At 68.5% G+C, this 13,190-nt stretch carries 12 protein-coding genes; 1 reads left to right on the forward strand and 11 read right to left on the reverse strand.

Features of this window, described 5'->3' with window-relative positions; translation table 11 throughout:
- The first annotated feature begins 181 nt into the window (after positions 1–181).
- Positions 182–754: an Rv3235 family protein gene (locus A5782_RS05355; RefSeq protein WP_197694118.1), complete on the forward strand. Its 573-nt coding sequence runs from the start codon at positions 182–184 to the stop codon at positions 752–754.
- Between the two features lie 13 nt (positions 755–767).
- On the opposite strand, the gene A5782_RS05360 is transcribed toward A5782_RS05355, so the two are convergent.
- From A5782_RS05360 to A5782_RS25195, 11 genes are all read right to left on the reverse strand, one after another.
- On the reverse strand, positions 768–1,925 hold the full coding sequence (locus tag A5782_RS05360) for a cation:proton antiporter (RefSeq protein ID WP_067096190.1): 1,158 nt from the start codon (positions 1,923–1,925) through the stop codon (positions 768–770).
- A 3-nt stretch (positions 1,926–1,928) separates the two neighbouring features.
- Positions 1,929–2,411: a cation:proton antiporter regulatory subunit gene (locus A5782_RS05365; protein ID WP_067096193.1), complete on the reverse strand. Its 483-nt coding sequence runs from the start codon at positions 2,409–2,411 to the stop codon at positions 1,929–1,931.
- Positions 2,412–2,515: 104 nt separating this feature from the next.
- The gene (gene mddA, locus A5782_RS05370) at positions 2,516–3,280 is read right to left on the reverse strand and encodes a methanethiol S-methyltransferase (RefSeq protein ID WP_197694121.1); all 765 of its coding nucleotides are present in this window, start codon (positions 3,278–3,280) and stop codon (positions 2,516–2,518) included.
- A gap of 88 nt (positions 3,281–3,368) precedes the next feature.
- Entirely contained in the window at positions 3,369–6,209 is a 2,841-nt protein-coding gene (secA, locus tag A5782_RS05375) for a preprotein translocase subunit SecA (RefSeq protein ID WP_067096198.1), read from the reverse strand.
- A gap of 145 nt (positions 6,210–6,354) precedes the next feature.
- Complete coding sequence (hpf, locus tag A5782_RS05380) at positions 6,355–7,020, reverse strand: ribosome hibernation-promoting factor, HPF/YfiA family (RefSeq protein ID WP_067096201.1); 666 nt, start codon at positions 7,018–7,020, stop codon at positions 6,355–6,357.
- A gap of 335 nt (positions 7,021–7,355) precedes the next feature.
- Positions 7,356–7,988 (reverse strand): ComF family protein, encoded by a 633-nt coding sequence (locus tag A5782_RS05385; protein WP_067096204.1) that lies wholly within the window; start codon positions 7,986–7,988, stop codon positions 7,356–7,358.
- Positions 7,989–8,029: 41 nt separating this feature from the next.
- Positions 8,030–9,784 (reverse strand): MtrAB system accessory lipoprotein LpqB, encoded by a 1,755-nt coding sequence (lpqB, locus tag A5782_RS05390; protein WP_197694119.1) that lies wholly within the window; start codon positions 9,782–9,784, stop codon positions 8,030–8,032.
- Positions 9,784–11,460, reverse strand: coding sequence for an MtrAB system histidine kinase MtrB (gene mtrB, locus A5782_RS05395; RefSeq protein WP_082942789.1), 1,677 nt, complete (start codon positions 11,458–11,460; stop codon positions 9,784–9,786). The genes lpqB and mtrB overlap by 1 nt, the downstream gene beginning before the upstream one ends.
- A gap of 43 nt (positions 11,461–11,503) precedes the next feature.
- Positions 11,504–12,190: a two-component system response regulator MtrA gene (gene mtrA / locus A5782_RS05400; RefSeq protein WP_007168097.1), complete on the reverse strand. Its 687-nt coding sequence runs from the start codon at positions 12,188–12,190 to the stop codon at positions 11,504–11,506.
- Between the two features lie 90 nt (positions 12,191–12,280).
- Positions 12,281–12,958, reverse strand: a complete 678-nt coding sequence (locus A5782_RS05405) for a dTMP kinase (protein ID WP_067096214.1) — start codon at positions 12,956–12,958, stop codon at positions 12,281–12,283.
- Positions 12,959–13,016: 58 nt separating this feature from the next.
- On the reverse strand, positions 13,017–13,190 hold a 174-nt coding region (locus A5782_RS25195; protein ID WP_197694120.1), incomplete at its 5' end, for an adenosylhomocysteinase.

Genomic DNA, 13,190 nt, shown 5'->3' on the forward strand with positions numbered 1-13,190 from the left:
TTCGTCGCGCGTGCGTTGGGGTGCGTTGGGCCCGGTGTCCCGCCCACGGTAATCGTCTGTTCCGGGCGCTCATCAGCGCGGGTACGCGTGCGATCGAGTTATGCCATGATGACCACTGACCAACCACTGTCTGCCCCTCTCCAGCAGGCTTGCGGCCGAGCCGAAGACTTGGAGAGTGCGCGTGAACATCAGTCCTGTTGCTGCGAATCCCTCTGACACTTTCACCGTCATACCAGTCGTCGACTACGAGCCGCCGACGCAGGGCGTGCCCCGCCCCGTCCCGCAGTGCCGGCAATCCTCGCGCCCGCCGCTGCGCTGCCGCGGCAACAGCGTGCCGCCGCGGCCCTACACCGGGTCGCCCGGCAGGGCGACGTCACCGGATTCCGGCACGGTCATGTCGTCGCGGCTACGTCAGGCGGCCGTCTTCGCCGACGCCGCGCTGCGCCGGGTGCTGGAAGTCATCGACCGCCGCCGTCCCGCCGCCCAGCTGAATCCGCTGCTGGCGCCGGGCCTGGTGGATTCGGTGGCCGCGGTTGGCCGTTCGGCCGTGGGCCACGCGGGCGGAAGGCGGGGTGCCGCGGTGCTGCGCCGCATGCGGCTGCAGCCGGCCGGTCACCGTGACCCGGACTCGGCGGCCGAAGTCTTCGGTACCTACAGCCGCGGGGACCGGATCCATGCCATCGCCTGCCGGGTCGAGCAGGTCAGCGCGGCGGGCGCAACCCGGTGGATGGTGGTGGCCCTGCACATCGGCTGACCGCGGCCGGCGGTCAGTTCGCCGGTGCGGCGCCGGCCGGCCGTGCACCGCCGGTGTAGCGGGTGAGCACGGGCCCCACGATCGCCATGATGAACACGTAGGACGTCGCCAGCGCCGCGACCGCCGGCAGGGACTTGCCGGCCAATCCGATGATGATCAAGGAGAATTCGCCGCGGGCGATCAACGCGGTGCCCGCGCGCAGCTGCCCGCGCCGCGCCACCCCGTCGTGCCGGGCGGCGAAGCTCCCGGTCGCCACCTTGGTCGCCGCGGTCACCGCGGCCAGGATCAGTGCCGCCGGGAGCATCGGAACCAACTCGTGCGGGTCCACCGAGTAGCCGATCGCCAGGAAGAAGATGGCGGCGAACAGATCGCGCAGCGGGCCCAGCACCTGGCGGGCCCGTTCGGCCGTCTCACCGGTCAGGGTGAGGCCCACCAGGAACGCGCCGACGGCGGCGGAGGCATGCAGGGACTCGGCCACCGCCGCCACGATCAGCGTGATGCCCAGCACCCGCAGCATGAGCTGTTCGGAATCGGGATGCTCCACCAACCGGTCGACGTGGTGACCCCACCGGTACGACGCGGCGAACGCCGCCACCAGGGCGCCCACCGCCACGACCATGCCGCCGACTGCGTGCAGCCACCCGCCGCCCGACGCCAGGACCGCGAACAGCGGCAGGTAGGCGGCCATCGCGAAATCCTCGAGCACCAGCACCGACAGCACCGCCGGCGTCTCCCGGTTGCCGAGCCGGTGCAGGTCCTCGAGCAACCGTGCGATGACGCCCGACGAGGAGATATAGGTGACGCCGGCCAGGCACAGGATGGCCACACCGTCCAATCCCAGGAGCCAGCCGGCGATCGCACCGGGCGCGGCGTTGAGGACGATGTCGACGGCCGCGGACGGCAGGTGGTGGCGCATGCTGCTGGAGAATTCGGCCACCGAGAACTCGCAGCCCAACGTCAGCAGCAGCAACACCACGCCGATGGGTGCGCTGGTCGTGATGAACTGCCCGCCGGCGGCCAGCGGCAGGATGCCGCCCTTGCCCAGCCCCAGACCGGCCAGCAGGTACACGGGTATGGGCGACAGCGCGAATCGGCGTGCGGCGGCACCCAATACGGCCAGAGTGGCCAGGAGGGCGCCGAGTTGCAGCAGCAGCGTCCCCGAAATCTGCACGCCTCAGCCTTTGTCGATAATTTTCTCGACGCCCGCGATGCCGTCTTCGGTGCCGATCACGATCAGAACGTCTTGGACGTGCAGCATCTCGGCGGGCCCGGGTGAGGCGAGCACTTCCTCGTTGCGCACGATCGCCACGATGGACGCCCCGGTGCGGGTGCGGGCCCGGGTGTCTCCCAACGGGTGATCCACGAACGGACTGCCGGCAAGGATGTGCACCTGGCCCGTCTCGAGCCCGGGGATTTCCCGGGCCAGCTCGGTGAATCGCTCCGCGATCCGCGGCGCCCCGAGGATCTGGGCCACGGCCTCGGCCTCCTGGTCGCTGAGGTGCAGCAACGGCCGGGCCTCGTCGGGATCTTCGCGGGCATACACGACGACGTCGAAATCGCCGCTGCGCCGGGCGATGATGCCGATTCGGTCGCCCCTCTGATCGGTGAATTCGTAGCGAAGACCGACCCCGGGGAGCAGCACCTCCTTGACATCCATACCGTCAATCCTGACAGGTCACCCGGCGCTGCGGTAAGCGGATGCAGCGAAACATGGTCGGCGCCGAGCGTGTCCCCCGCAGCGATGCTCGCGCTGCTCAGAAGCTAGTGCAGCTCGGCCGGCTGGGTGGGGCCACCGCGTGGCCGGCGCCCCAGTGGCAGCAGCATCGGCACCCGGCGGCGGTAGTCGCGGTACTGATCGCCCAGCGCGGCGATCAGGTCGCGCTCTTCGAATTGCGTGGCGATCAGGATGTAACCCGTCATCGCGATGGAGAAGAGCAGATGTCCGGCCGTCATGGTGGGCACCGCCCAGAAGGCGATGACGAAGCCGAGCATGAGGGGATGACGCACCAGTCGGTAAAAGAACCTGACGCGAAAATCAAGGTCGGTGTAAGGCTTTGCGCGCCATGCCAAATACACCTGCCGGAGCCCGAACAGGTCGAAATGGTTGATCATGAACGTCGACGCCAGCGCGATCGCCCAGCCGAGCCAGAACAGCGTCCACAACGCCAGGCGCTCGGCCGGGAGATGCACCTCCCAGATGACGGCAGGCATCGTTCGCCATTGCCAGTAGAGCAGCACCAGCACGACGTTGGACAGCATCACGTACGTGCTGCGCTCTATCGACTGCGGCACCACGCGCGTCCACCACGTCTTGAACCCCGGCCGCGCCATGACGCTGTGCTGGAGGCCGAACACACCGAGCAGCACCACGTTGACCAGCACCGCCTGGCCGATGGGCGCCGACAGCCCGCGATCGACCGTTCGCGGCACCCAGAAGTTGCCCAGAAACGCGACGAGATACAGAAATGCAGCCAGAAAGAGCAGATAAGCGGCCGCGCCGTAGCCGACCGTCAGGTAACGCTTCATTAGCTGATTGTGCGCCTGATCGGCCGTGAAGAACATGGGCCGATCGCCTGGGGCGCGATCATCAATCAGCCGCGAAGGTGCGGCCGGGCTAGCGCCGCTTGACCGACTTGGGCGGCTTGGCGCCGCGACCCTGTTGGCGCGCCGCCGCGCGGCGCTCGCGCCGGCTGGCACCGCCGGGAACACCGGCCGGCGTCTTGCCATCGCCGCCGTTGCGCTGCACCGCCGCCGAGCCGTCCTCCGACGGACCGGAATAGGTCATTGCCGGTGCCTCGTTGTCAATCCCTTTGGCGCGCAACCGGGTTGGGGCCTCTTCGCGCACGGCCGTCACGGTGCCGCCTGTGCCCCCTTCGGCTCCGCCGGCCGCGGCGGTGGCGAATTCCTCCAGCCCCTGCGGTGCTTCCACCGGTGCGACCTGCGGGCTGGGCACCGCCTCGACGGTGACGTTGAACAGGAATCCGACCGACTCCTCCTTCATGCCGTCGAGCATCGCCATGAACATGTCGTAGCCCTCGCGCTGGTACTCGACCAGCGGATCGCGCTGCGCCATCGCGCGCAGCCCGATGCCCTCCTTGAGGTAGTCCATCTCGTAGAGGTGCTCGCGCCATTTGCGGTCGATGACGTTGAGCAGCACGTTGCGTTCAAGCTGACGCATCGCACCCTCGCCCGCGATCCCCTCGAGCTCGGCTTCCCTTACGGCATAAGCGTTTTCGGCGTCTTTGAGCAGCGCCTCGAGTAGCTCCTCGCGGGTGAGGTCGTCGAGGCCGGCGTCGGCGTCGCGGCGCGTCAGCGGCGCATGGTCGATGCCCACCGGGTACAGCGTCTTCAGCGCCGTCCAGAGGGCTTCCAAGTCCCAATCCTCGGCGTAACCATCGGCGGTTGCGCCGTCGACATAGGCGGTGACCACGTCGCGGACCATGTCCAGCGCCTGCTCCTTGAGGTTCTCGCCCTCCAGGATGCGGCGGCGCTCGGCGTAGATCACCTTGCGCTGCTGGTTCATCACCTCGTCGTACTTCAGGACGTTCTTGCGGACCTCGAAGTTCTGCTGCTCGACCTGAGTCTGGGCGCTCTTGATCGCCCGGGTGACCATCTTGGCCTCGATGGGCACGTCGTCGGGCAGGTTCAGCCGGTTGAGCATCGCCTCGAGCGCGGCACCGTTGAACCGGCGCATGAGTTCGTCGCCCAGCGACAGATAGAAGCGCGACTCACCCGGGTCACCCTGGCGGCCGGAGCGGCCGCGCAACTGGTTGTCGATGCGGCGGGACTCGTGGCGTTCGGTGCCCAGCACGTACAGGCCGCCCGCCTCGATCACCTCGGCGGCCTCGGCGCTGACCTCCTCCTTGACCTTGGGCAGTTCCTCGTGCCAGGCGGCGTCGTACTCCTCGGGCGTCTCGACCGGGTCGAGGCCGCGCTCCCGCAGCCGCTGGTCGGCGAGGAAGTCGGCGTTGCCGCCGAGCACGATGTCGGTGCCGCGGCCGGCCATGTTGGTGGCCACGGTGATGCCGCCGCGGCGACCGGCGACGGCGACGATGGTCGCCTCCTGCTCGTGGAACTTCGCGTTGAGCACGTTGTGCGGCACGCGGCGCTTCTGGAACTGCCGCGACAGGTACTCCGAGCGCTCGACGCTGGTGGTGCCGATCAGCACCGGCTGGCCCTTTTCGTAGCGCTCGACGACGTCGTCGACCACCGCGATGTACTTGGCTTCCTCGGTCTTGTAGATCAGGTCGGACTGGTCGGCTCGGATCATCGGCTTGTTGGTCGGGATGGGCACCACGCCGAGCTTGTAGATCTCGTGCAGCTCGGCCGCCTCGGTCTGCGCGGTACCGGTCATGCCGGCGAGCTTCTCGTAGAGCCGGAAGTAGTTCTGCAGCGTGATGGTGGCCAGCGTCTGGTTCTCGGCCTTGATCTCGACGTGCTCCTTGGCCTCGATGGCCTGGTGCATGCCCTCGTTGTAGCGGCGGCCGTAGAGCACGCGGCCGGTGAACTCGTCGACGATCAGGACCTCGCCCTCGCGCACGATGTAGTCCTTGTCGCGGTTGAACAGCTCCTTGGCCTTCAGCGCGTTGTTGAGGTAGCTGACCAGCGGCGAGTTGGCGGCCTCGTAAAGGTTGTCGATGCCCAGCTGGTCCTCGACGAACTCCACCCCCAGCTCGTGCACACCGACGGTGCGCTTGCGCAGGTCCACCTCGTAGTGGGTGTCCTTCTGCATCAGCGGGGCCAGCCGGGCGAACTCGAGGTACCAGTTGGAGGCGCCGTCGGCGGGCCCGGAGATGATCAGCGGGGTGCGGGCCTCGTCGATCAGGATGGAGTCGACCTCGTCGACGATGGCGAAGTTGTGTCCGCGCTGCACCAGGTCGTCGAGCGAATGCGCCATGTTGTCGCGCAGGTAGTCGAACCCGAATTCGTTGTTGGTGCCATAGGTGATGTCGGCGGCATACGCCACCCTGCGCTCGTCGGGCGTCATCTGAGCGAGGATCACCCCGACGTCCAGGCCGAGGAAGCGGTGCACCCGGCCCATCCACTCGCTGTCACGTTTGGCCAGGTAGTCGTTGACGGTGACGACGTGCACGCCCTTGCCGCCGATGCCGTTGAGGTAGGCGGGCAGCACCGAGGTCAGGGTCTTGCCCTCACCGGTCTTCATCTCGGCGACGTTGCCGAAGTGCAGCGCCGCCGCACCCATCACCTGGACGTCGAAGGGGCGCTGGTCGAGCACCCGCCAGGCCGCCTCGCGGGCCACCGCGAAGGCCTCGGGCAGCAGGTCGTCGAGGCTTTCACCGTCGGCGTTCCGCTTCTTGAACTCGTCGGTCTTGGCCCGCAACTCGGCGTCGGTGAGCTTCTCGATCTCGTCCGACAAGGTGTTGACGTAGTCAGCCACCCGCTTGAGACGCTTGAGCATGCGACCTTCGCCAAGGCGCAGCAACTTCGACAGCACAGCTATGTCCCCTGTTGGTAGGAGTCTTCTCGTGAGCGACTCCCATGGTAGGCGACGACCCCCCAATGGCCGCCGTAGCGGCGATCGCGCGCGGCAGCGCCTGGCTCGGCGGGTTGCCGCCTGCGGACCCGTCAGGAGAGCCGGATCAGCCCAGCCGGATCAACCCGTAGTCGTAGGCGTGCCGTCGGTAGACCACGCAGGGACGTTCGGTCTGCTTGTCGTGGAACAAGAAGAAGTCGTGCCCGACGAGCTCCATTTCGTAGAGCGCATCGTCGACCGTCATCGGCGTGGCCGGGTGCTCCTTGGTCCGCACGATCCGCCCGGGCTCGTGATCGCCCTCCACGCCGTCGTGCTCGGCCTGCGGTTGCGGCTCGCTGGGCAGCGGGGCCGGGGGCGGCACCGCGGTGGCGGCGGCGAGTGATACCGGGGTCTTGTCGCCGTAGTGAACCTTGCGGCGGTCCTTGACGCGGCGCAGCCGGTTCTCCAGCTTGTCGACCGCGGACTCGAACGCGGCGTAGAAACTGTTGGCGCAGGCCTCCGCCCGGGTCACCGGGCCCCGGCCGCGGGCGGTGATCTCCACGCGCTGACAGGATTTGCGCTGACGCCGGTTGGGCGCGTGCTTGAGCTCGACGTCGAAAAGATAGATGGAGCGGTCGAACCGCTCGAGGCGGGCGAGTTTTTGCGAGACGTACAGACGGTAATGATCGGGGATTTCTACGTTGCGGCCCTTGAACACAACATCGGCGGTGGTTGTCGGCGGGGCTTGCTCATCGGTGATGGGCGGTTGGTCCAGAATCTGACCGGAATCCACGGATAGCCTTGACATACGTGACAACTCGTTTCTCTTTTTCACGTCGCACGCGCCCTGCGTGCCCGGCTGCTTAATGCGCCGACGAGGTGGGAGCGGTTCGAGACTGGCTACCGCCGCAGGCTGCCCGCCGGTGCAAGGTGTCGATTACTCACCCCTTCCCGCGAATGGGTCTCACCTGGAAAATCGCGACCAGTGAGTCAGACCGATGAGTCGTTCTTCGTTGTTCTCGACGTTAGCTCGTGTTCGCCTGCGGATGCCACTAATTTGCTCGAGCTGTTGCGAGTTCTTCACATCCGCTTGGCTGGCTCATAAGTTCGGCGTGGCCGCCGTCCGATTCACACGGCCGCGATCGCCAGCACCGCGGCGACCCGGACCCCGGCGTCGTGCAGGATCCGCACCGACTCACGCGCCGTCGCTCCGGTGGTGACGATGTCGTCGACGACCATGACCTCGGCACGCGGCGGTGTACCGCGCAGCACGACCCGGCCGGTGATGTTGCGCTCTCGCGCGGCGGTGCCCAAACCCACCGAGTCACGCGTCAGCGCCTTGAGCCGCAATGCCGGCGCGACGGTGATGTCCGGATGCCGCGCCACCGCGGCGCGCGCCAGCCGGGCGACCGGGTCGCCGCCGCGCCGGCGCGCGGCCGAACGCCGGGTCGGTGCGGGCACGATGGCCAGTGGGGTTGGCACGATCCCCCACGACAGCAGCCGGTGCACGCCGACCGCCAGTGCGCGCGCCAGCGGTTCGACGAGATCGGCGCGGCCCTGTTCCTTGAGCGCCAGGATCGCGTGCCGGCGCGCGCTGGCGTAGCGGCCGAGCGCGAACACCGGGACCTCTGGGTCGATACGCGGATTCACCACATGCGGCTGATCGGCGGCCACCGACAGCTCGATGGCGCACGCGTCGCACCAGCGGGTCGACGGCGCCCCGCAGCCGCCGCATTCGGCCGGCAGGAACAGGTCGAGCATGGCGCCAGTGTGCCGCGCGGGTGTGACATGTCCCTGCGGTGTTAGCCCGCCAGCACGGGTGCGGCTCCGGGCACCGTCAACCCGGGCACCTCCGACCAGCCCTGCTGACCGTCGGCCGACGGCGAATACTGCAGTACCCCTTGCGGACCCGCGACGTAGGCCGTCGACGGGTTGGCCACCACGGTCGTCACGGGCATCTGCACACCGTGCGGCGGCGCGTCGGAGTTCACCCCGTCGATGTTCACGTAGGACACCGGATGGCTGGCATCGGTGCGGGTCACCACGATGTCGTCACCGGTGCGCCACGACAGCGACACCACCGAATTGCCCAACCCGAAACCGAGCCGGCGCGGGAAGGTCAGGGCGTACTGCCCGGCCTGGGTCTGCTCGACGCTGGCGAGAATCACCTGGCCGGCGATCACCATGGCGGCGCGGCTGCTGTCGCGCGACAGCTGCAGGTCGGTGATCGGTCCCGGGAACCGGGTGGCCACCGCCACCGAATCCACCGGAAGGCGCGCGGGCTGCCCGGAGGCCGGCTCCTGAATGGCCCGCAACACGTTGTTGCCGTCGACCACCACCCAGACCACGTCGTCCAGCGACCAGGTCGGCCGGGACAGGCTGTGCCCGTCGGCGGATTGCACCGCTTCGCCGCCGAGATCACCGATCCACAAGGAGGCGGCCATGTCCGGGGCGCCGCGGTGCAGCGTCACCACCGACGCCACCTGCCGTCCGTTGCGTGACAGCGCGGCGCCGGTCTGATCGCCCATGCGGCCGAACGCGCCGGGGACCATGGCGGTGTGCTGGCCGTCCAGCGACACCAGTGAGCCGTTCACCAGGGCATGCAGTCCCGCGCCCGCACCGTCGGCCGCGCCGGGATCGGTAGCCGCCACATCGGAGGTGGTCCACCCGTCGCGGAACCGGTCGTCCAGCGGCGCGCCGTCGGCGCTGATCACATACGGGCCCCGGATGTCGGCCCTGGCCAGCGTCCAAATGATCTGCGCGGCAAGCAATTGCCTACTGTGTGGATCGGTCGTGGACAGCTTCTCGAGGTCGACGCGCGCGCCGCCGTACCCGCGCCCGATGCCGTTCTTGCCGCCGTCGGCGCGGGTCACCGGTCCGCGCAGCCGCAGTGGCGGGGCGAGCAGGTTGCGGACCGTGTGAGCCATCTCGGGCCGCGGCCCGGCGATCAGCTTGGAGATCAGCTCGGTGGCCAACTGGTCGTGGTCGGGCACCGCGACATAGCGCGGGTCGGGAACCACCGTCTTGCCGGTCGGGTCGGCGAAGTACAGCGTGTTGCGTTTGTAGGTGGACTGAAACTGCTGCCAGTCCAGGAAGACCCCGTTGGGCAACCGGTCGATACGCCAGCCGCCGGAGGTCTTGACCAATTCGATCGGCCCGGGGTCGGGCAGCACACCCTCGGCGGTTTCGAACACGCCCATGTCGGACAGCGAGCCCAGCATGTCCGCCCGCATGGTCGCCGAAACGCGTTCAGCCGCACGGGTTTCGACGAACACGACGTGGTCGATCAGCAGCGCGCTACCGGCGTCGTCCCAGGCGTTGGACGCCGACTGGGTGAGGAACTGCCGGGCCGCCAGGTGCCGGTTCGCGGGATCGGCTGTGGCCTTGAGGAATTCGCGCAGCAGCACGTCGGGGTCCATGCCCGGGGTCGGCTTGGGCAAGTTCGACGGCGCCGGCCGCTCGACGGTGCCGATGGCTTGCGGCGCCGACGAGCTGGGCACCCCGGCGCAGCCGGCGAGCAGCACGGCCAGCATCAGCAGGCCCAACAACCGCCGCATCACACACTTCCTTCGGCGTGCTCACGTTGCCGCGTGCGGTCTTTCGCGTGCTGCGGACCAGTTGCGGGGGGTTGCGGGATCGGCTTCATGGGCAGCGGGCTGGTGGTGACCTTGTGACCGCGAACCAGCGGCAGCGTCAGCCGGAAGCACGAGCCGTCACCCGGTTCGCCCCACGCCTCCAGCCGGCCCTGGTGCAGTCGCGCGTCCTCGATGCTGATCGCCAGGCCGAGCCCGGTGCCGCCGGAGCGGCGCACCCGCGAGGGGTCGGCCCGCCAGAACCGGCTGAACACCAGCTTCTCCTCACCGGGCCGCAGTCCCACCCCGTAGTCGCGGACGGTGACGGCGACCGTGTCCTCGTCGGCGCCCATCCGGATCTTGACCGGTTTGTGCTCGGCGTGGTCGATGGCGTTGGCGATCAGGTTGCGCAGGATGCGCTCCACGCGACGGGTATCGACCTCGGCGATCACCTCTTCGGTCGGCAGGTCCACCTTCAGTTCGATACCGGCGTCTTCGGCCAGATGCCCCACGTTGCTCAGCGCGCTCTGCACGGTGGTGCGCAGGTCGACCGCCTCGACGGACAGCTCGGCGACACCCGCGTCGTGCCGGGAGATTTCGAGCAGGTCGTTGAGCAGCGACTCGAACCGGTCCAGCTCGTTGACCATCAGCTCGGTGGAGCGTGCCAGCGTGGGATCCAGGTCGGCGCTGTGGTCATAGATCAGGTCGGCGGCCATCCGCACGGTGGTCAGCGGGGTGCGCAGCTCGTGGCTCACGTCGGACGTGAAGCGGCGCTGCAGGTTACCGAACTCCTCCAGCTGGGTGATCTGGCGCGACAGGCTTTCGGCCATGTCGTTGAACGACATGGCCAGCCGCGCCATGTCGTCCTCGCCACGCACCGGCATGCGTTCGGACAGATGCCCTTCGGCGAACCGTTCGGCGATGCGCGACGCCGATCGCACTGGCACCACCACCTGCCGCGACACCAGCAGCGCGATTCCGGCCAGCAGCACCAGCAGCACCGCGCCGCCGGTGATCATGGTGCCGCGCACCAGCTGGATGGTGGACTGCTCGTTCTTGAGCGGGAAGATCAGGTACAGCTCCAGGTTGGCCACCTGCGATGACGCCGGGGTACCGACGATCAGCGCCGGTCCGGAGAACCCGTCGGTGTGCACGGTGGCGTACTGGTAGGACGCCTGCCCGGCCTTGACGAAACCGCGCAGGGAGCCGGGCACCTGGTCGACCGGGCCGGCCGTGGTCGCCGCCCGCGGGCCGTCGCCCGGCACCATCAGCACCGCGTCGAACGCGCCGGCCATTCCCGCACCCGAGGCAGGGTCGGTCTTGGAGGTCAACGTGTTGCGCGCCAGCTGCAGGCTGCTGTCCAGCGAACGCGCCTCTTCGCCGTTGACGATCCCGGCCACGGTGGTGCGCGCCCGCTCGATCTGCTCGATGGCGGCCTTGACCTTGACGTCGAGCACGCGGTTGGTGACCTGACTGGTCAACACGAAGCCGAGCGCCAAAATGACCGCCAGGGACAGCCCCAGGGTGAGCGCGACGACCCGCAGTTGCAACGAGCGGCGCCAGGCAACGGCCACAGCCCGACTCACCGCGCCCATGCCACGAGTCATGGGACCGGAACGTCCCCAGCGGCTCCGAGTTCGTCGCCGGGAGCCCCAGATCACCGCCGGCGCTCCTCCCCTTCACGACGCTCTAGATCGCTGCGGATCACGGAGGTCCGGCCTTGTAACCCACTCCTCGAACGGTCAACACCACGGTCGGGTTCTCAGGGTCTTTCTCAACCTTGGCCCGCAGACGCTGGACGTGCACGTTCACCAGGCGGGTATCCGCCGGGTGACGATAGCCCCACACCTGTTCGAGCAGCACATCACGAGTAAACACCTGCCGCGGTTTGCGCGCCAACGCCACCAGCAAGTCGAATTCCAGCGGGGTCAGGGAGATCTGCTCGCCGTTGCGCGTGACCTTGTGCGCGGGCACGTCGATCTCGACGTCGGCGATGGACAGCATCTCGGCGGGCTCGTCGTCGTTGCGCCGCAGCCGCGCCCGCACCCGGGCCACCAGCTCCTTGGGCTTGAACGGCTTCATGATGTAGTCGTCGGCGCCCGACTCGAGGCCAAGGACCACGTCGACGGTGTCGGTCTTGGCGGTCAGCATGACGATCGGCACGCCGGAGTCGGCGCGCAACACCCGGCACACGTCGATGCCGTTCATGCCGGGCAACATCAGGTCCAACAACACCAAATCGGGGCGCAGTTCGCGCACCGCAGTCAGGGCCTGGGTGCCGTCACCAATGACCGCAGTGTCGAAACCCTCCCCACGAAGCACGATGGTGAGCATCTCGGCGAGCGAAGCGTCGTCATCGACGACCAAAATCCTTTGCCTCATGGAGTCCATGGTGTCACCAGATCGGGACAAAATTGGGGCGCCACACGGGCGTTTCTTGGCGCGATGGCCAATTTTGGAGGCAAATCCCGTTAAATTCGCTTATTCGGCCGCCCCGGCGCGTCCGTCCCGCGCCGACGCGGCGTCCTCGGCGCCGGCCATCGTGGCGGCCAGCCACCCCGGATCGACGTCCGCGTCGACGACCAGCCAGGGGCCGCCCCAGCCCCCGGCGGCGAGTTGGGCGTAGACCGCGCCGGTGCGTTGCTGAAGCGCGTCGTCACGTTCGTAGGAGTCGCGCGCCCGGCCCGGATCGGACTGGGCCCGGCTGCGGGCGCGCTGCCCGGCCAGCTCGGGCGGCACCGCGAGCAGCACCTGCCAGTCGGGCGCGGGTAGCCCGAGGCGCTGGTATTCCAGCGCGTGTATCCATTCCACCGCCGGCCCCGCCGCGTCCTGGTGCAGACGGGCTGCGGTGTAGGCGGCGTTGGAGGCGACGTAGCGATCCATGATCACCACGTCGTGCTCGCGGCGCAGCGCCTCGATGTGGCCGATCGCCCCGGCCCGGTCCAGGGCGAAGAGCATCGCCATCGCATAGGCCGACGACGCGAGGTCGCCGTGCTCGCCGTGCAGGGCCTCGGCCGCGATGTCGGCGGTCACCGATTGCCCGTAGCGCGGGAAGGCCAGCATGGCGACCGACTTGCCGTCCGCCTGAAACAGGTTGCGGAGTTTGTCCGTCAACGTCCGCTTGCCGGCGCCGTCAATGCCTTCGATCGCGATCAGCACGGCGCGAGCCTATCGCCGCCGAGTGCCACGCTGGCGCGACACTCGGCGGTCGGGCGGCTCAGTAGCGGTAGTGGTCGGCCTTGTAGGGGCCGTCGACGTCGACGCCGATGTATTCGGCCTGCTCCTTGGTGAGCTTGGTGAGCTGCCCACCGAGGGCCTCCACGTGGATGCGGGCCACCTTCTCGTCGAGGTGCTTGGGCAGCCGGTAGACCTCGTTGTCGTACTCGTCGTT

Source organism: Mycobacterium sp. 852002-40037_SCH5390672 (assembly GCF_001665875.1).
GTDB lineage: Bacteria > Actinomycetota > Actinomycetes > Mycobacteriales > Mycobacteriaceae > Mycobacterium.

Coding starts and splice junctions, on each gene's coding strand:
- A5782_RS05385 (WP_067096204.1), bottom strand. CDS start 7,988: ATGCTCGACCTGTTCCTGCCGGCCGAATGCGGCGGCTGCGGGGCGCCG.
- mtrA (WP_007168097.1), bottom strand. CDS start 12,190: ATGGACTCCATGAGGCAAAGGATTTTGGTCGTCGATGACGACGCTTCG.
- lpqB (WP_197694119.1), bottom strand. CDS start 9,784: ATGCGGCGGTTGTTGGGCCTGCTGATGCTGGCCGTGCTGCTCGCCGGC.
- mddA (WP_197694121.1), bottom strand. CDS start 3,280: ATGAAGCGTTACCTGACGGTCGGCTACGGCGCGGCCGCTTATCTGCTC.
- A5782_RS05365 (WP_067096193.1), bottom strand. CDS start 2,411: ATGGATGTCAAGGAGGTGCTGCTCCCCGGGGTCGGTCTTCGCTACGAA.